The sequence below is a fragment of the Burkholderia sp. MSMB617WGS genome (assembly GCF_001532025.2).
GTDB lineage: Bacteria > Pseudomonadota > Gammaproteobacteria > Burkholderiales > Burkholderiaceae > Burkholderia > Burkholderia savannae.
Genome location: NZ_CP013457.1, coordinates 1,445,208 through 1,462,186, shown reverse-complemented (window position 1 = coordinate 1,462,186; position 16,979 = coordinate 1,445,208). Strand labels below are relative to the sequence as shown.

General features: G+C 67.4%; 16 protein-coding genes. 10 read left to right on the top strand and 6 right to left on the bottom strand.

The window, feature by feature from the left end; translation table 11 throughout:
• Nucleotides 1-11: 11 nt before the first annotated feature.
• Nucleotides 12-1,223 (bottom strand): nitronate monooxygenase family protein, encoded by a 1,212-nt coding sequence (locus tag WT60_RS07345; protein WP_038750718.1) that lies wholly within the window; start codon nucleotides 1,221-1,223, stop codon nucleotides 12-14.
• Nucleotides 1,224-1,457: 234 nt separating this feature from the next.
• On the opposite strand from WT60_RS07345, the gene WT60_RS07340 reads away from it, so the two are divergent.
• Nucleotides 1,458-2,777, top strand: a complete 1,320-nt coding sequence (locus tag WT60_RS07340) for a hypothetical protein (protein WP_059584172.1) — start codon at nucleotides 1,458-1,460, stop codon at nucleotides 2,775-2,777.
• Here the strand turns inward: WT60_RS07340 and WT60_RS07335 are convergent.
• From WT60_RS07335 to WT60_RS07325, 3 genes are all read right to left on the bottom strand, one after another.
• Nucleotides 2,754-3,443: a Crp/Fnr family transcriptional regulator gene (locus WT60_RS07335; protein ID WP_060356506.1), complete on the bottom strand. Its 690-nt coding sequence runs from the start codon at nucleotides 3,441-3,443 to the stop codon at nucleotides 2,754-2,756. The two genes, WT60_RS07340 and WT60_RS07335, sit on opposite strands and share 24 nt — an antisense overlap.
• An 11-nt stretch (nucleotides 3,444-3,454) precedes the next feature.
• Nucleotides 3,455-4,906 carry an oxygen-independent coproporphyrinogen III oxidase gene (hemN, locus tag WT60_RS07330; RefSeq protein WP_060356507.1) on the bottom strand — a complete coding sequence of 484 codons (1,452 nt, stop codon included), beginning with the start codon at nucleotides 4,904-4,906 and terminating at the stop codon, nucleotides 3,455-3,457.
• A gap of 148 nt (nucleotides 4,907-5,054) precedes the next feature.
• Complete coding sequence (locus tag WT60_RS07325) at nucleotides 5,055-6,989, bottom strand: methyl-accepting chemotaxis protein (RefSeq protein WP_060356508.1); 1,935 nt, start codon at nucleotides 6,987-6,989, stop codon at nucleotides 5,055-5,057.
• On the opposite strand from WT60_RS07325, the gene WT60_RS34365 reads away from it, so the two are divergent.
• The 8 genes from WT60_RS34365 (at nucleotide 6,943) to sufT (ending at nucleotide 14,988) form a co-directional block, all read left to right on the top strand.
• Nucleotides 6,943-7,203, top strand: coding sequence for a hypothetical protein (locus tag WT60_RS34365; RefSeq protein WP_186448599.1), 261 nt, complete (start codon nucleotides 6,943-6,945; stop codon nucleotides 7,201-7,203). The two genes, WT60_RS07325 and WT60_RS34365, sit on opposite strands and share 47 nt — an antisense overlap.
• A gap of 352 nt (nucleotides 7,204-7,555) precedes the next feature.
• Nucleotides 7,556-8,743, top strand: coding sequence for an NnrS family protein (locus tag WT60_RS07315; RefSeq protein WP_060356509.1), 1,188 nt, complete (start codon nucleotides 7,556-7,558; stop codon nucleotides 8,741-8,743).
• A 468-nt stretch (nucleotides 8,744-9,211) separates the two neighbouring features.
• Nucleotides 9,212-10,666, top strand: coding sequence for a Fe-S cluster assembly protein SufB (gene sufB, locus WT60_RS07310; protein WP_060356515.1), 1,455 nt, complete (start codon nucleotides 9,212-9,214; stop codon nucleotides 10,664-10,666).
• Nucleotides 10,667-10,695: 29 nt separating this feature from the next.
• Nucleotides 10,696-11,466 carry a Fe-S cluster assembly ATPase SufC gene (gene sufC / locus WT60_RS07305; protein ID WP_060356510.1) on the top strand — a complete coding sequence of 257 codons (771 nt, stop codon included), beginning with the start codon at nucleotides 10,696-10,698 and terminating at the stop codon, nucleotides 11,464-11,466.
• Nucleotides 11,467-11,470: 4 nt separating this feature from the next.
• Complete coding sequence (locus WT60_RS07300) at nucleotides 11,471-12,724, top strand: SufD family Fe-S cluster assembly protein (RefSeq protein WP_060356511.1); 1,254 nt, start codon at nucleotides 11,471-11,473, stop codon at nucleotides 12,722-12,724.
• Nucleotides 12,717-13,955, top strand: a complete 1,239-nt coding sequence (locus WT60_RS07295) for an aminotransferase class V-fold PLP-dependent enzyme (RefSeq protein WP_060356512.1) — start codon at nucleotides 12,717-12,719, stop codon at nucleotides 13,953-13,955. Before WT60_RS07300 ends, WT60_RS07295 begins: the two co-directional genes overlap by 8 nt.
• The gene (gene sufU, locus WT60_RS07290; RefSeq protein WP_060356513.1) at nucleotides 13,952-14,443 is read left to right on the top strand and encodes a Fe-S cluster assembly sulfur transfer protein SufU; all 492 of its coding nucleotides are present in this window, start codon (nucleotides 13,952-13,954) and stop codon (nucleotides 14,441-14,443) included. Before WT60_RS07295 ends, sufU begins: the two co-directional genes overlap by 4 nt.
• Nucleotides 14,440-14,988 (top strand): putative Fe-S cluster assembly protein SufT, encoded by a 549-nt coding sequence (sufT, locus tag WT60_RS07285; protein WP_038750747.1) that lies wholly within the window; start codon nucleotides 14,440-14,442, stop codon nucleotides 14,986-14,988. Before sufU ends, sufT begins: the two co-directional genes overlap by 4 nt.
• Nucleotides 14,989-15,269: 281 nt before the next feature.
• Here the strand turns inward: sufT and WT60_RS07280 are convergent, their stop codons facing one another.
• Entirely contained in the window at nucleotides 15,270-15,566 is a 297-nt protein-coding gene (locus WT60_RS07280) for a DUF2249 domain-containing protein (protein WP_059671504.1), read from the bottom strand.
• Nucleotides 15,567-15,757: 191 nt separating this feature from the next.
• Here WT60_RS07280 and WT60_RS07275 point away from each other — a divergent pair, with 191 nt between their 5' ends.
• A complete protein-coding gene (locus tag WT60_RS07275; protein ID WP_059647785.1) occupies nucleotides 15,758-16,243 on the top strand; it encodes an Rrf2 family transcriptional regulator in 486 nt (161 codons plus the stop codon).
• Nucleotides 16,244-16,394: 151 nt separating this feature from the next.
• Here WT60_RS07275 and WT60_RS07270 read toward each other — a convergent pair whose 3' ends face one another.
• Nucleotides 16,395-16,820, bottom strand: a complete 426-nt coding sequence (locus tag WT60_RS07270) for a bacteriohemerythrin (RefSeq protein WP_038750756.1) — start codon at nucleotides 16,818-16,820, stop codon at nucleotides 16,395-16,397.
• Nucleotides 16,821-16,979: the final 159 nt, after the last annotated feature.

The window sequence follows — 16,979 nt, the reverse complement described above, 5'->3', positions numbered from 1 at the left end:
GCGAAGCGCCTTCAGCCGAGCGCGGGCAGCGGCACGCAAGCCGGCTCAGGCGAGACGACCGCGGCGGCCGCGCGCTTCACGCCCGTCAACAGATAGTCGATCAGCTCGCGCACCGAACGGATCTCGTGGCCGAACGGCAAAATCTCCGAGCCGCGGAAGAACAGGCCGCGCTTGATGTCGCCCGCGAGCGCGAACGCGAGCCGCGTATCGATGCAGAACTGGCCGTGCTTCGCGATGCCGTCGCGCAGCCCGCATTGCTGCAGGCAATCGAAGCCGACGAGGCATTTGCGCGGCTTCGCCGCGCGCTGCAGCTTCTTTTCCCGCTCCAGATAGTTCGCGAGCCACGGCGTGCGCACCGCGCGCGCCGGCAGGCCCGCGACGCTCATGAACGTGACGATGTCGTCGGGCCCCGCTTCCACGAGCACTTTCTTGAAGTTCGGATGCGCATCGCCCTCTTCCGTCACCGCGAACGGCGTGCCGAGCTGCACCGCGCTCGCGCCGAGCGCGAACAATTGCCGCACTTGCTCGTGGCTGTGAATGCCGCCCGCCGCGATGAGCGGAATGCGCTCGCGCTCGATGCCGAGCTCCTTGAACAGCTCGAACGTACCTTCGAGCACTGCGGGAAACGCGAAATTCGGATTGTTCAGGCTGTCGGTCGTCGGCGCGCCGAGATGGCCCGCCGCGTAGCGCGGGTTCTCGATGACGACGGCGTCGGGCAAACGATTCTTGCGCATCCACTTCTTCAGCACGAGCCCGATGCCGCGCGCGTCCGACAGGATCGGAATCAGCGCGACATCGGGAAAATCGGCGGCGAGCTCAGGCAAATCGAGCGGCAGGCCCGCGCCGACGACGACCGCATCCGCGCCGCTCTCGCACGACTGGCGCACGTAGGACGCGTATTCGGACAACGCGCGCATCACGTTGACGGCGACGAGCCCGCAGCCGTTCGCGAGCGACTTCGCCGCGCGAATCTCGCGATCGAGCGCCTCGAGATTCGCCGCATCGATGAGCGCGCGATCGCGCGAGCGGCCGGTGCGCGCCATCAGGTCCGGATGATGCCGACGCAGGTCGACGCTCGAGATCGTGCCGCACGCGCCGAGCGACGCGACGGTGCCGGCAAGCCGGTGCGCGGACACGCCGACGCCCATCCCGCCTTGCACAATCGGCAGCAGCGACCTGCCCTTGATTACGAGATTCTTGAATACGGTTTTGGCGACGGACACGGCAAATTCCTGAAAGGGGCGGCTTACGCCCGGTGCGTAAGTGTGCGGCCGAACCCGTTTCCGTCGCCTTAATCCGCGTCAAGGTCTCTGCCCGGGTCGACGACCAATCCGGGGTTATGATCAGAATACCGAAACATGGCTGCGGCGCGGCGCCGCGCCGTGCCATTGCGGCGGCGCCGAGCGCGCCCTTCGTGCGCGTTCGCGACGCCTTTCTCAGCCGACATGCTTCCCGCCATGCAGCGCAAACTCGAACTCGACAATTCTCCCGCGCTGAGCGCGCCGCTGCGTTTTTTCGCAAGCGCGCCGCTCTTCGCGATCGCCGCGGCCGGCGTGCTGCTGTGGGCGGGACCGGACGCGTTCGCGTCGCGCTGGTCGCCGTATGCGCTCGCGCTCACGCACCTCGTCGCGCTCGGCATGCTCGCGTCGACGATGATCGGCGCGATGATCCAGATCATGTCGGTCGCGGCGGGCATTCGAATTGCGTCGCCCGTCGCAAGCGCGACCGCGATCCACGCGTGCCTGGTGCTCGGCACGCTGCTGCTCGCGGCCGCGTTCGCGTGCCGGGCCCCCGCGCTGTTCGCCCCTGCCGCGCTGCTGCTCGGCGCCGCGTTCCTGGGGTTCCTGCTCGTCTGCGCGATCGGCTTCGCGCGGCACCGGCGGCGCATGCCCGCCGGCGCCGCGAGCGTGCTGCGCACCGTGCGCATCGCGCTGCTCGCGCTTGCGGCCACCGTCGCGCTCGGCACATCGCTTGCGTTCGCGCTCGGCGGGCATCTGCCCTTCTTCTCGATCGATCTCGTCGATCTGCACGCGGCCTGGGGGCTCGCCGGATGGGTCGGGCTACTGACGATCGGCATCTCATTTCAGTTGATTCCGATGTTTCAGGCCACCGAGCCCTATCCGCGCATCGTCACGCGCTGGCTGGGTCCATGCGTGTTCGCGTGGCTCGTTGCGGCGTCGATCGTCGCCGTCGGATCGGCCGGCCGCTTCGGTTTCGTGGCCGGCGTGATTCGCGTCGCGCTATACGTGACGTACGCGGCGTACGCCACGCTCACGTTTTACCTGCTGTGGACCCGCAAGCGCCCCGAAGCCGACACCACGACGCTATTCTGGCGCACCGCGACAGCGAGCGTCGCAGGCGCGAGCGTGCTCTGGATCGTGAACGCAAGCGTCGGCGGCCGCGACGTTGCAATCACGACGGGCGTGTTGCTGACGATCGGCGGCGCATGGTCGGCGATCAACGGCATGCTCTACAAGATCATTCCGTTCCTGCTGTGGTATCACGCGCAAAAGGCGAGCGACACGGCGATCCCCGCCATGCCGAAGGTCAAGGACATGCTGCCGGAGCGCATCGCCCGCAGGCAGTTCTTCGCGCATGTCGCCGCCTTGCTGCTGCTCGTCGCCGCGAGCGTCGCGCCGGGCGCATTCGCGCGGCCGGCCGCCGTCGCGCTCGGCGTGTCGGCAGGCTGGCTCGCCGTCAACATGCTCGGCGCATGGCGGCGCTACGCACAGGTCAAGCGACGCGTCGCGTCGTCAGTACTGCATCTCGGAGCGTAGCCGATCGACGTCGGGGATGAAGATGTCGCGGCCGTTGACGACGACAAGCTCGCGCATGCAGAGATCGCGCAGCACGCGCGAGAAGTGCTCGGGCGTGAGATTCAGCCGCGACGCGATCGCCTTCTTGCCCGTCTCGAGCCGGATCTGCAGGCCGGATTCCGCGGGTGCGTCGTTCTGCTCGAGCAGATAGCTGATCACGCGCTGCGTGCCCGAGCGCAGCGAATACGTCTCGACGTCGACGACGAGCTGATGCAGCCGCATGCTGAGGCTCGCGAGCATCCTGCGCGCGAACGCCGGGTTGTGATCGAGCTCGTCGGTCACGGCGGCCTTCGTCACGTGCAGGAGTAGCGCGTCGGAGAGCGTCTTCGCCGTCACCGCGTAAGGCTTGTCCATGAACATCACCGCTTCGCCGAAGCTGTCTCCCGGCCCGAGCAGACGCACGATCTTCTCGATGCCGAGCGGCGAAAACGAACTCAGCTTGATCTGACCGTAGACGATCATATGAAAGCCGCCGCACGGGTCGCCCCGGCTGAACACTGTCTGCCCGCGCGACACCTGCACGCGCATCGTGCCCCGCGCGAGATTGTCGAGCTCGCCGCGCGAAAGCCCGCTGAAGAGCGGCAACCGTGCAAGGAAATCCTGCACCGGAATCTTGCTTTCTTTCATCACGCCACCTTCTAGATCAGCTTCGAATAGGACGCCGCGGCCGGCCGGCCGAGATAGCCGTCGAACACCATGCCGATCGCGCGCACGAACATGCGCCCCTTCGGCGTAACGGCGATCCGGTCCGCTTCGATCGCCAGCAGGCCGGCGTCGCGATAGGGCTCGAGCCGCGCCAGCTCGGGCGCGAAATACTGCGTGAAATCGATGCAGTGCCTGCGGCCGATCGCCGCGAAATCGACGGGCGTGCTGCACATCACCGTCATGATGACTTCGCGCCGCAGCAGATCGTCGGGCGTCAGCGCAAAGCCGCGCTCGATCGGCAGGCGTCCCGCGTCGAGATGGCGGTAATACGTCTTCAGCGAGCGCGTGGACTGGCTGTACGACGCGCCGACCTTGCCGATCGCGGAAACGCCGAAGCCGATCAGGTCGCATTCGGCCTGCGTCGTGTAGCCCTGGAAATTGCGATGGAGGCTGCCCTCGCGCAATGCGTTGCTGAGCTCGTCGCCGGGCTTCGCGAAGTGATCGAGCCCGATGTACACGTATCCGGCGTCGAGCAGCCGCTGCGTCGATTCGATGAAGATGCTCAGCCGGTCCTCGGCGGGCGGCAGCTCCGATTCGACGATCAGGCGCTGCGCCTTGAAACGGCTCGGCAGATGCGCGTAGTTGTACACCGCGATGCGATCGGGCGACAGCCGGATCACCTCGTCGAGCGTGCGCGCGAAACTCGCGGGCGTCTGCCGCGGCAACCCGTAAATCAGGTCGATGTTGACCGATTCGAAGCCGGCCTCGCGGCTCGCGGCGAGCGCGCGCTCGACCATCGGCAGCGGCTGGACCCGGTGCACCGCCTCCTGGACGGACGGGTCGAAATCCTGAACGCCGAAGCTCGTCCGGTTGAAGCCGAGCGACGCGAGCGACTGCAGCGTCCGCTCATTGACCGTGCGCGGATCGATCTCGACGCCGAGCTCCGCTTGCGGCGCGAATTCGAAGTGGCCGCGCAGCGCGCGCATCAGGCGCGCGAGCTCGTCGGTCGCGAAGAACGTCGGCGTGCCGCCGCCGAGATGCAACTGCGTCGTCAGGCGATCGCGGCCGAGATGCCGAGCGACGAGGTCCATCTCGCGGATCAGATAGTCGACGTACGCGTTCGTCCGGCTATGGTCCTGCGTGATGATCTTGTTGCACGCGCAGAAGTAACAGAGCGATTCGCAAAACGGCAGGTGCAGATAGACGGACAGCGGCGGATTGCGCTCGGCCGTCGCGCGTCGCGACAGATATTCGCGGTAGGCGTCTTCGTCGAATGCGTCGGAGAACCGGTCGGCCGTCGGGTACGACGTATAGCGCGGCCCCTGGCGGTCGAAGCGCCGGATCAGCGCTTCGGAGATCTGAACGTCCGCGAACGCGGGCGCGGCGTGTTGGGGAGCGGGCGCGGCGGTATCCGCGCCTTCGTTCGTATGCTTCGTGATGTCCATCTGCTTATACCCTGGCATGCCGCGCAAAATGCCGGCGTTTCATTGTCGGGCGTGCAGTGCGAACGGACTTGATGCAAGTCAACCTCCGACGTCGCGCACGTGCCGCTCGCGGCGCGGCGCGCGTATACGCTGAAGGGCTGTTCGCCCGCTACGCGAGCACGAAGCGCCCTACGAGTTGTCCCATGTGCTCGGCCTGCTCGCGCAGCGACGCGCTCGCCGCCGCCGATTCCTCGACGAGCGCCGCGTTACGCTGCGTCACTTCGTCCATCTGCGTGATCGCCGCGTTGACCTGTTCGATCCCTTCGCTTTGCTGCTCGGATGCCTTCGCGATTTCGCTCACGACGGTATCCACGCTGCGAATCGATGCGTTCACGCTGCGAATCGCGTCGTCCGCGCGCCTGAACAGCGACGAGCCGTCGGTCACGTGCCGGATCGATTCGTGAATCAGTTCCTTCACGTCCTTCGCGGCGCTCGCGCTGCGATGCGCGAGCGCGCGCACTTCGCCCGCGACCACCGCGAACCCCTTGCCCTGCTCGCCCGCTCGCGCCGCCTCGACGGCCGCGTTCAGCGCGAGGATGTTGGTCTGGAACGCAATGCCCTCGATCACCGACACGATGTCCGCCATCTTGTTCGAGCTGTCGTGGATCTGCGTCATCAGCGACACCGCATGCCCCACGATCCGGCCTGTGTCGGCCGCGCGCTCGGACGCCTGCGCGCTCAGCGTGCTCGCGTGCGAAGCGTTCGATGCGTTGTGGCGCACCGTCGACGTCAGTTCCTCCATGCTCGCCGCCGTTTCCTCGAGCGACGCCGCCTGCGTTTCGGTGCGGCCCGACAGATCGAGATTGCCCGCCGCGATCTGCTGGCTGCCGACCATCACGGAATCGGCGACGCGCCGCGTCTCGGTCAGCGTCTGCGCCCATACGTCGAGCAGCGCGTTGAAGCCGCGCTTGATGAACGCGAACTCGTCCTTGCCGCTCACCGCGAGGCGCCGGCGCAGATCTCCGTCGCCCACCGCATGCATGCAGGAAGACAATTGCGCGACGTCGTCGTGCGTCGACATCGCGAACGCGACGAACAGATAGAGCGCGCACGCGACGAGCGCGACGCTCAGCGTCATGATCGCGGTCACCTTCATCTGCTCGGCGTGCGCGCGCGCCGCGAGCCGCTCGCGCAACTGCTGCGCGAGCGCGCCATGCGCGCGGTACAGCGCGTCGATCGCATCGCTGCCTTGGCCGAAGTACGTCTTCGCGTCGATCGACGCATCGCCACCCGCGAGCGAGGCCGCCGTGCGCTGAAATGCCGCGACCGCGCCGAGATCGATGCCGCCCGGCGTCTGCGCGCCGCCGCCGGCGCCGCGCGTGCCGTTCACGCGTTCGAGGTGATGCCGAATCACGCTCATCTGCTCGGCCAGGCCGCTCGCGCGCACCGCGAGCTCGCGCTTGTCGGCGTCGCCGAGCGCGCCGCTGCTCAGCGCGGCCGAGCCCTTGCCGCGCAACACGCCGACGGTCTCGGCCGTGCCCGGCAGCACGAACAGCACCGAGTCGATCAGGTGATAGTTCGATGCGTCCGGATCGACACCGAGCTGCGAGGCGACCGCCAGATCCTTCTCGAACAGAAAGATCGAATGGATGACGTCGGTGTGCGAATCGAACAGCGCCGCGGCGGATGTGCCGAGCCCGCCCGTCGCCGCCTTCGCGTACTGGCTCGCGAGCGCATCGACCGGCGCAACGACATCGAATCGGCCGGTGTCGCGCACCTGCTGCTTCAATGCCGCGACGAGACGCTCAGCGCTCGCGCTCGCCGCGTCGAATTTCCCGCGCATCGCTTCGTTGCCCGCGAGCACCGAAGCGCCCGCGCCGCGCCGCACCTGCACGGCCTTCAACAGATCCTGCGTCGTTTCGAGGATCGAGATGCCGTCGCGCTCGCTTTGCGTCGTCGCATAGGCATGCAACGCGACGGCGAGCGTCGCGTAGAGCGCCGCGACGAGCGGCACGATGAACAGCGCGGCGAGAATCGCGAGCTTCCTGGGCAACTTCATGCGCGCCATCAAGCGCATTCCAGGTCCAAATATTTGCTTGCTCATTCCTGCCCCTTTTCGATGTGATGAGACGACCGTTTCGGCCTCGTTTCCGCCGTATACGGATCGTTCGACCCGACACTTAAGCGAACTTAAGCAAAATCAATCGTCAGACATCGCCATCAAAATCTTCGCCACATCGCGCAAATTGCGCGAGCTGCACGTATTGCGCACACCGACGCAGCCGTTTGCGCAATACGTGCAGCTCGCGCACGCATGATTCGACGTTCGCGCACGCTGCGTCATTTGTACGCATCGAACGCGGCGCCTCCGAATTCGTGCGTCGCTGTGTCGCATGCTCGGCAATGCTCGGCTTTCCTGAACATTTCCTGACGCAGATCAAAATCGCGCCCGATGTCGGATACCCGCAACGCATTCGATCAAGAATCTCCGTACGCGCGCGACGCATCATCCATGCGGGAGCGCCGTGCCACGCGGCCGTTCGTCGGTGGACCGGCCGGCTCGTTCGCCGCCGCCGCGGCATCGCGACCCGCGGTCGCGCACGAGCGTTGGACCCGCATCGATTCACGCATTAAGATACATAATATATGCATCTTAACCGGAGAGCCAACGTGAAGATCCCGCTCGCGACCCATCAACCTTCTCGGCAGCCCACCGGCCTGCCGGTGCTGCGGCTCGGGTTCAGGCCGTTTTATCTCGGCGGCGCTTATTTCGGGATCGTGTCGATCGCGCTCTGGCTCGCGTCGCTGCACGGGTTTCCAGTGGCCGGCCGGTCGCCCGCGATGAGCGGCCTTGCGTGGCATGTCCACGAGATGGTGTTCGGGTTCTCGGCCGCGATCGTCGTCGGCTTTCTGCTGACGGCGATCCGAGCATGGACCTCGCGCGATACGCCGCACGGCGCGCAGCTCGCCGCCCTTTGGCTGCTATGGGCGGCGGGACGCCTGCTCGTCTGGGCGGGCCCCGAACCGCTCGCCGCCGCCGTCGACTCCGCGTTCCTGCCGATCACCGCGCTCATCCTGCTGCGCGTGCTGCTCGCCGCACGCAACCATCGCAACGTGTTCCTGACTGTCGCGCTCTTTCTGCTCGGCGCGCTCAACGCGCTCTTTCACTGGTGGGCCGCCCACGGACGCCTCGATCTCGCGCTGCAAGCCGCGTATTCGGCCATCGGTCTCGTGTTGCTGTTCGTCGTCGTGATTGCCGGCCGCATCGTGCCGACGTTCACGATGAACGCGATTCCCGGGTTCGCGGTCAAGCGCTGGAAATTCGTCGAGACGCTCGCCGCGCCGGTCACCGTGCTCGCGCTCTGCGCGGATGCGATTGCGCTGCCCGGCGCGCTCGTCGCCGCCGTCGCGTTCGCGGCGGCCGCGCTGCACGCGACGCGCATCGTCGGCTGGCGCTCGTGGCGCGTCGGCGCGCGGCCGATCCTGTGGATCTTGCACGTCGCGTATGCGTGGGTGCCGCTCGGCTTCGCGATGCTCGCGCTCGACGTCGCGCCGCACTCGCTCGCGATTCACGCGCTGACGGTCGGCGTAATCGGCTGCGCGATCGTTGCGATGATCACGCGCACCGCGCTCGGCCATACCGGCCGGCCGCTGCGTGCGGGACCGAACGAAATCGCATGCTATTGGCTGCTGATCGCCGCGACGCTCGTGCGCGTGTTCGGGCCCTGGGTCGCGCCCGACATGACGAGCGTCTGGATCGATGCGGCGGGCGCGTGCTGGGTGGCGGCGTTCGCCGTCTATGCAATGCGCTACACGGGCTACCTGACTTCGCCGCGCATCGACGGCAAGGCGGGCTGAACCGGACGCGCGTCACCGTTGGGTTCGCGGCGCACGTGAGACGCGGGCAAGACTGCACGTTTTCGGAAAATACCGCGACGACCGCCGCGTCGCGCCTCGACAGATCATCGCGGAACGCGCGCCCGGATCGAGACGGACTCCGAAATACTTTTTCGCTATCCGCTTGCATCGCGGCATCCGGCGAATCGCCTCGTCACTCGAACGAGTATTTCGTTGCTTGCCATCGCGCGCCGCACCATCACATCGGCTCGGCTCGCGGCGCGCGCGGACACGTCGCTGCCTTCGCGTTCGCGCGCACAGCTCGCAAAAACACGACTCGAAGCAGGGTCTCCACGCCTTTGCTTGCGGCCTGCCAATTAGATGCATACCATGTACAACAATTAGGATGATCGACCGATCGCGAGTCGCGCGATGCGCAGCGCTTCGCATCGCACCGTCGTGACCGCCCTGCTCTACACGGATTCGCCCATGCTCAACGTCGCCCCACCCACGCCGCTCGCCCGAGCGCTCGAACAACCCTACCGGCAAGGATTCGTGACCGACATCGAATCCGATGCGCTGCCGCCCGGCCTCGACGAAAACGTCGTTCGCGAGATTTCGCGCCGCAAGCGCGAGCCGGCGTTCCTGCTGGAGTGGCGGCTCGCCGCATTCGAGCGCTGGCTCGCGATGACGCCGCCCGACTGGGGCAAGCTGCGCATCGCGCCGATCGATTTCCAGGCGCAGTCGTACTATTCGGCGCCGAAATCGCTGAAAGACCGGCCGAAGAGCCTCGGCGACGTCGATCCGAAGCTGCTCGAGACTTACGAGAAGCTCAACGTGCCGCTGCACGAGCGCGCCCGGCTCGCCGGCGTCGCGGTCGACGCGGTGTTCGATTCCGTGTCGGTCGGCACGACCTTTCGCGAACAGCTCGCCGAAGCGGGCGTGATTTTCTGCTCGTTCTCGCATGCGGTCGAACACCATCCGGAGCTGATCGAGCGCTATCTCGGCACCGTCGTGCCGCCCGCCGACAACTTCTACGCGGCGCTGAATTCGGCCGTGTTCTCCGACGGCTCGTTCGTCTATGTGCCGCAGGGCGTGCGCTGCCCGATGGAGCTGTCGTCGTACTTCCGGATCAATGCGCGGAACACCGGTCAGTTCGAGCGAACGTTGATCATCGCCGAGCCCGGCAGCCACGTCAGCTATCTCGAAGGCTGCACCGCGCCTCAGCGCGACGAGCATCAACTGCACGCGGCCGTCGTCGAACTCGTCGCGCACGACGACGCGTCCATCAAATATTCGACCGTGCAGAACTGGTATCCGGGCGACGCGAACGGCGTCGGCGGCATCTACAACTTCGTGACGAAGCGCGGGCTGTGCGCGGGCGCGCGCTCGCGCATCGCGTGGACGCAGATCGAAACCGGGTCCGCGATCACGTGGAAATATCCGAGCGTCGTGCTGCGCGGAGACGAATCGAGCGGCGAATTCCATTCGATCGCCGTGTCGAATCACTGCCAGCAGGCCGACACCGGCACGAAGATGATCCATCTCGGCCGCAATACGCGCAGCCGAATCGTGTCGAAGGGCATCAGCGCCGGCCGCGCGCAGAACAGCTACCGCGGCCTCGTGCGCGTGGCGCGCACGGCCGAAGGCGCCCGCAATCACACGCAGTGCGATTCGCTGCTGATCGGACCGCAGTGCGGCGCGCACACGTTCCCGTACGTCGAGAGCGCGCGCGGCGACGCCGTCGTCGAGCACGAAGCGACGACGACGCGCATCTCCGAAGACCGTCTCTTCTATTGCCAGCAACGCGGCATCGATCCGCAGGAGGCGACGGCGCTCATCGTCGGCGGTTTCTGTCAGGCCGTGCTCGAAGCGCTGCCGATGGAATTCGCGCTCGAAGCGAAAGCGCTGCTCGCGGTGTCGCTCGAAGGCGCCGTCGGCTGATCCCACACATGAAGAACCGAGGAACCACCATGAATCGATCCGAACCCTTGCTGCAGGTATTCGATCTGAGCGTCGACGTCGCGGAGCGCCGCGTGCTGGAGTCGGTGTCGCTTACCGTGCCGGCGGGCGCGCTCGTCGTGCTGATGGGCGCGAACGGCAGCGGCAAGAGCACGCTCGGCATGACGCTCGCGGGCCACCCGGCCTATCGCTTCGCGCGCGGCCACGCGCGCTTCGACGGGCAGGACCTGCTCGCGATGACGGTGCAGCAGCGCGCGCGCGCCGGCCTGTTCCTGTCGTTCCAGGCGCCGCCCGATATTCCCGGCGTGAAGAACAATCTCTTCGTGCGCACCGCGCTCAATGCGGTGCGCGAAGCGCGCGGCGACACGGCGCTCGACGCCGTCGATTTTCTCGGCGACGCGCGCGCGGCCGCTACGCGCGTCGGCCTGTCCGATTCGATGCTCAACCGTTCGATGAACGAAGGTTTCTCGGGCGGCGAGCGCAAGCGCAACGAGCTGCTGCAACTCGCGCTGCTGCGCCCTCGGCTCGCGATGCTCGACGAGATCGACTCGGGCATGGACGTCGACGGCGTGCGCGCGGCGATCGACCTGATCGGCCGGCTGCGTGAGCGAGGCACCGCGTTCGTGATCGTGTCGCATTACCTGCAGATGATCGAATCGCTCGCGCCCGATACCGTGTTGCTGCTCGATCGCGGGCGCATCGTCGAATCCGGCGATCTCGGTCTGGCGCGGGATATCGCGGCGAAGGGCTTCGTTCGCACGAACGCACTCGCGGAGGCCTGACGCGATGACGACCACCGACACCGAACGGATCGCCGCGCGAGCGCGGCTCTCTGAACGCGGCTGGGTCCCGCGCCGCGCCGAATCGTTTCGCCATCTTCCGCCGCCCGCCGCCGACGCCTGGCTCGGCGACGACGCTCGCCGCGCGCGATCGGCCGCGCCGAGCGCGCCGGCGCGCGCCGGCTGGCTGCTCGCGCCCGTCGGCTCCGGCTCGCTCGGGCATGTCGACGCACGCTGGCTGGGCACGGCCGATCCCGCCGAGCGCGCCGCATTGTTCGCGGATCTGCCGACGTCCGGCGAAGGCGACGCCGCGCCGTTCTTCTGGGCGCATCGCGCGCTGTGCGAATCCGGCCTGCGTCTGCGCATCGGCAGCGGTTCGGCGCAATGCCCGCCCGTGATGCTTCAGCTGCGGTTGCAGCCGCATGCGAGCGTCGAAGCGCCGCTCGTCGTGATCGACGTGATGCCCGGCGCGCGCTGCGTGCTGATCGAATCGCACGGGCACGAAGCCGCGGGCCGCAACGGCCCGATCACGCAGAACCTGCGGGCGCATATCCGGCTCGGCGCCGGCGCGTCGCTCTATCATTTGCGCGTCGCGACGCCTGGCGCGCTCGACCGCATCGCGCATCACGTGCACGTGCAGCTCGAGTGCGGCGCGCAATATCGGCAATCGCTGCTCGCGGCGGGCAGCGAGTACCACCTGCAACGCACGGTGCTCGATCTGCGCGGCGAGCATGCGCTCGCCCGCGCCTCCGGCGTGCTGTTCGCATCCGCGCACGCGAAGCTCGAACAGCAGATGCGCGCAACGCACGCGGCGCCACGCACGAAGAGCGCGATCGATTCGCTCGCGCTCGCGAGCGGCAACGCGCAGATCGTCGCAAACGCGTTCTCGTCGATTGCGGCGGGCGCATCGGGTGCCGATCTCCGGCAGCGCCTGAGCGGCATTCCGACGAGCGGCGAACCGCGCGTCGTGCTGCGGCCGCATCTCGAGATCCATCACGACGACGTGCAGGCGGCGCACGGCGCGACGTGGGGCGCATTGCCCGAAGACGCGCTCTTCTACGCATGCCAGCGCGGCCTCGATCGACGCGATGCGCGGGCGTTGATCATCGCGGGCATGGCGCGCTCGGCGCTCGCGCGCGGCATCGACGCGCCCGGCATGCTGGAGACGCTCGGCGGCGATACGCTCGTCGCACGCGAGGTCGAACGGCATCTGGCCGAACAGACGGAAACAACGGCGGCAACGGAGGTTCACCATGGGTGACATGCTGCGCTCGGCGACGATGGTGAACGCGTTTCCCGCACTCGCGCAGCGCGTCAACGGCGCGCCGCTCGCCTATCTCGACAACGCGGCGACGACGCACATGCCGCGGCCCGTTCTCGACGCGATGCGCCGCTTCGACGAGCGCGATCGCGCCAACATTCACCGCGGCGTCCACACGCTGAGCCAGCGCGCGACCGACGCCTACGAGCGGGCGCGCGACACGCTGACGCGTTTCGTCGGCGGGCGCGCCGATCATCTGCTCGTCTTCACGTCGGGCGCGACCGACGCGCTGAATCTCGTCGCGCACGGCCTGTCGCTCGCGGGCCATACGCGGGCCGTGCTGCAGGAAGGCGACGAGATCGTCGTCAGCGCTCTCGAGCATCATGCGAATCTCGTGCCGTGGCAGATGGCCGCGCGCCGCTGCGGCGCGCGGCTGAGAATCCTGCCCCCGGACCCTGAGGGCCGCCTGCACGTGAAGGATCTCGAACGATTGCTGACGCCGCGCACGCGCGTGTTCTCGGTCACGGCCTGCTCGAATGCGACCGGCGAGCGGCCGCCCTACGAAGCGCTGCTCGCCGCCGCGCACACGGCAGGCGCGCTGACAGTGCTCGACGCCGCGCAGGCAATGAGTCACGAAGTGCCGGACCTGTCGACGCTCGCGTGCGACTTCGCCGCATTTTCCGGCCACAAGATGTACGGGCCGATGGGCACCGGCGCGCTCGTCGGCCGCCGGGAGGCGCTCGATCGGCTCGTGCCGCTGCGCTTCGGCGGCGACATGGTGAGCTGGGTCGGCGAAACCGACGCGACGTTCGACGCATTGCCCGCGAGGCTCGAAGGCGGCACGCCGAACGTCGCGGGCGCGATCGGAATGGCGGCCGCCGCCGACTATATCGACGAAATCGGCCGAGAGGCGATCGACGCTCACGTGCGCGCGCTGCGCGACCACGCGGCAGCGGGCCTCGCGGCGCTCGACGGCGTGACCGTGCTCGCCGCGCACACGTCGTCGGCGATCGTGTCGTTCGTCGCCGACGGCGCGCATCCGCACGACATCGGCACGTTGCTCGACGAGCGCGGCGTCGCGTTGCGCACGGGCTATCACTGCGCGCAGCCGCTCCTCGAGCGGCTCGGCTGCGGGCCGACGACACGCGCATCGTTTGCGCTGTACAACACGCACGACGAGGTCGAACGACTCGTGGCCGGCGTCGCGCATGCACTCGAGGTATTGCGATGAATTCGACACTCTCCCTCGCTGCGCCCGCCGACGCGCGAAACACGCTCTATCAGGAGCTCGTGGTCGAGCACAAGCGCGCGCCGCGTCACTTCGGCAAGCTCGCCGATCCGACGCACGAGGCGCGTGGGCACAATCCGCGATGCGGCGACGATCTGAAGGTGCAGTTGCGCATCGAAGGCGGCCGGATCGGCGACATCCGCTTCGAAGGCCACGGCTGCGCGATCTGCATCGCGTCCGCGTCGATGATGACCGAGGCCGTGATCGGCCGCGACGTCGAAGCCGCGCGGCAGCTCCAGCAGCGATTCCGCGCGGTGCTCACCGGCCAGGCCGAGCACGACGAGGCCCATCTCGGCAAGCTCGCGAGCCTCGTCGCCGTGCGGCGCTATCCGAGCCGGATCAAATGCGCGCTGCTCGGTTGGCACGCGCTCGCGCACGCGCTCGACACGCGCGCGACCGATGCGTCCGAACACGAGGCGCACGCATCATGAGACGTCCGAAAGAAACGGTCGTCCTGCAACGGCCGGTTGCCGTCGAATGCGTGCCGTCCGGCGCGCCGCTCGACCTGCCCGCGGGCACGGTCGCCGACGTCACGCAGGCGCTCGGCACGAACTTCACGCTCGTCGTCGGCGGCCAAATGGTGCGGCTGCGCGGCGCGGATGCGGACGCGATCGGCCGGCCACCGCCCGACGAGATCGAAGCGCCGGACGGCCCCGTCTCGCACGACGAGGCGCAAGCGTTCGTCTGGCGGACCCTGAAGACCTGTTACGACCCGGAGATTCCAGTCGACATCGTCGAGCTCGGCCTCATCTACGCCTGCATGATCGAGCCCGCCGAGCACGATCGCTTGAAGGTATCGATCAGGATGACGCTGACCGCGCCCGGCTGCGGAATGGGAGAAGCGCTCGCCGACGAAGTCGCCGACAAGGTGCTCGCGCTGCCGTTCGTCGGCGAGGTCAACGTGGACATGGTGTTCGATCCGCCGTGGGATCGGTCGCGGATGTCGGAGACGGCGATGCTCGCGCTCGGTCTTTGAAGAAACGGCGCTGCGACGCGGCGAAGCATGAGCCGTCAAAGCCGGCCGAAAGCGCCGTGACGCCCGCGCTTGCGGGCGTTTCCTTTCGCGGACGCTGTCCGCGCCGACGTAACGCGGCGCGACATGACGCGACGCGCCGAACATCCGTGCGAACATCCGTGCGGACATCCGGCGAACGACGCCCGCCGCGCATTCCCGCCCGCCGCCGTTCATGCGGAGCGACGCGACGCCAAGCGCGGACACCGCGCCATGTTGCGTCGCGCCGCGTCAAGCCGTGCGATTCAACCGCCGCAGCCGCCGCCCGAGCAGCAGCTGTCGCCCGCATCGTGCCCGAGCGCGCCGTCGCGCTTCGCGATCTGCACGCGCCACTGCGACGGTCCCGCCTCCAGGTACGTCCATTCGAACGAATCGGCCGCGAGTTGCTCCAACTGGTAATAGAGCGGCTTCGGATCGTGATCGTTGATCAGTTGCAGCGCTTCACCGCCGGGCAACGCATCGAAGGTGCCGAAGATCAGTGCATGGCGCTTGTGATGAGGAATCCTACGAACGTCGATGACGGATGCGTACTGCTCGCTCATGGCATAGCCCTTGAAAAGGAGAAAGACGCGGCGCGCGACCCGTGTGGAACGCCCGCCACCCGCCGGGAAGTGCCGTCGGCAATCGCCCGGCTTGCAACATGCAGCCGTTAGCTATATAAGGTGCATGTATTGCGCATCTTATAGCGCGCCACCCTCGATAGCAACATTGGATATGCATCTTTTTGCCACGTATGCGACTCTCTGAATACACGGACTACACGCTGCGCGTGCTGATGTATTGCGCGTCGAATCCGGATCGCCTCATCACGATCGCGGAGCTCGCCGAGCGCCACCACGTGTCGAAGAATCACCTGACGAAGATCGTCAACAGCCTCGCGCGCCAAGGCACGCTCGAGACGACGCGCGGCCGGGGCGGCGGCGTGCGTCTCGCGCTGCCGCCCGAGCGTATCGGCATCGGCGACGTGATTCGCGCATCCGAAACGGACTTTCGGCTCGTCGAGTGCTTCGACCGGAACACGAATACGTGCATGCTCGCGGCGAAGTGCCGGCTCGAGCGGCTGCTCGACCGCGCCTTGCGCGCATATTTCAAGGAACTGGACGGCGCGACGCTCGCGGATCTCGTCGGCCCGCCACCGAAGAATGGATTGAGCGCGGCCGAGAAGATGCACGAATTCGCGATCGCGATGCCGGCGAAAGCGGCCGCGCGAACGCGATGACGGGTTCGCGTTCGAACGCGAACGGGCGCCGCCGCGCGCCCGCTTCTCACGAATGCGGCAGTCGATCGTCGCGCGGCTGAATCGGCCGCGCCCTCTTCCGCAGTCGCTTCCGCGCCGCCGCCGGCGCCCGGCCGACAGCGGCGAAGCCGCGTCAGACTTCGGTCCGCTCGTCGAGCATCGCGAAGTTGAGCATCTTCAGGTGGGCGACCATCATCGAGTCCATCGTCCGGACGTGATGATCGAACCAATCCGATACTTCCGCCAGCAGCCGGCGGCCCAGTTCGAACTGCGCGTCGCGCGCGATCTTGTCGCGCACGGACGCCGCCACTTTCAGCACTTCGTCGTGATCGGCCGCATGGCAGTACTGCGGCCCGAACTTCGTGCTCGCCATCCAGCGCTCTTCTCGTTCGAAGTGCTGACGGCAGTGATCGATCCAGACGTCGAACGCCTGCAGGAAGTGCGCGTCGTCCGCGCGCGCGGCTGCGTCGAGCAACTGGACGAATTCCGTGTGAACGGCATCGACGAACGGATCGTCGAGCTTCAGCTCGGGCTTCAGGTTGGGTGAAGGATCTTGCATCGGAAAGGCGGTGTAGTTCGTGATTCGATAGGCGACCTGACGGATCGCGTCTTCGAAGGTACATGCCGCCTTCCTCCTTCGCTCGCCGATCTTCGTTCACGTTGATTCAACACAAGCTTTTCGGAGCATACGGGCTCGCCCATGCGCGCAAAGCCGGCG

Excerpts from the sequence above, each read along its gene's own strand:
- WT60_RS07340 (WP_059584172.1), top strand. The coding sequence starts at position 1,458 with ATGCAGCGCAAACTCGAACTCGACAATTCTCCCGCGCTGAGCGCGCCG.
- WT60_RS07335 (WP_060356506.1), bottom strand. The coding sequence starts at position 3,443 with ATGAAAGAAAGCAAGATTCCGGTGCAGGATTTCCTTGCACGGTTGCCG.
- hemN (WP_060356507.1), bottom strand. The coding sequence starts at position 4,906 with ATGGACATCACGAAGCATACGAACGAAGGCGCGGATACCGCCGCGCCC.
- WT60_RS34365 (WP_186448599.1), top strand. The coding sequence starts at position 6,943 with ATGCGCGCCATCAAGCGCATTCCAGGTCCAAATATTTGCTTGCTCATT.
- WT60_RS07325 (WP_060356508.1), bottom strand. The coding sequence starts at position 6,989 with ATGAGCAAGCAAATATTTGGACCTGGAATGCGCTTGATGGCGCGCATG.
- sufB (WP_060356515.1), top strand. The coding sequence starts at position 9,212 with ATGCTCAACGTCGCCCCACCCACGCCGCTCGCCCGAGCGCTCGAACAA.
- sufC (WP_060356510.1), top strand. The coding sequence starts at position 10,696 with ATGAATCGATCCGAACCCTTGCTGCAGGTATTCGATCTGAGCGTCGAC.
- WT60_RS07300 (WP_060356511.1), top strand. The coding sequence starts at position 11,471 with ATGACGACCACCGACACCGAACGGATCGCCGCGCGAGCGCGGCTCTCT.
- WT60_RS07295 (WP_060356512.1), top strand. The coding sequence starts at position 12,717 with ATGGGTGACATGCTGCGCTCGGCGACGATGGTGAACGCGTTTCCCGCA.
- sufU (WP_060356513.1), top strand. The coding sequence starts at position 13,952 with ATGAATTCGACACTCTCCCTCGCTGCGCCCGCCGACGCGCGAAACACG.
- sufT (WP_038750747.1), top strand. The coding sequence starts at position 14,440 with ATGAGACGTCCGAAAGAAACGGTCGTCCTGCAACGGCCGGTTGCCGTC.
- WT60_RS07280 (WP_059671504.1), bottom strand. The coding sequence starts at position 15,566 with ATGAGCGAGCAGTACGCATCCGTCATCGACGTTCGTAGGATTCCTCAT.
- WT60_RS07275 (WP_059647785.1), top strand. The coding sequence starts at position 15,758 with ATGCGACTCTCTGAATACACGGACTACACGCTGCGCGTGCTGATGTAT.
- WT60_RS07270 (WP_038750756.1), bottom strand. The coding sequence starts at position 16,820 with ATGCAAGATCCTTCACCCAACCTGAAGCCCGAGCTGAAGCTCGACGAT.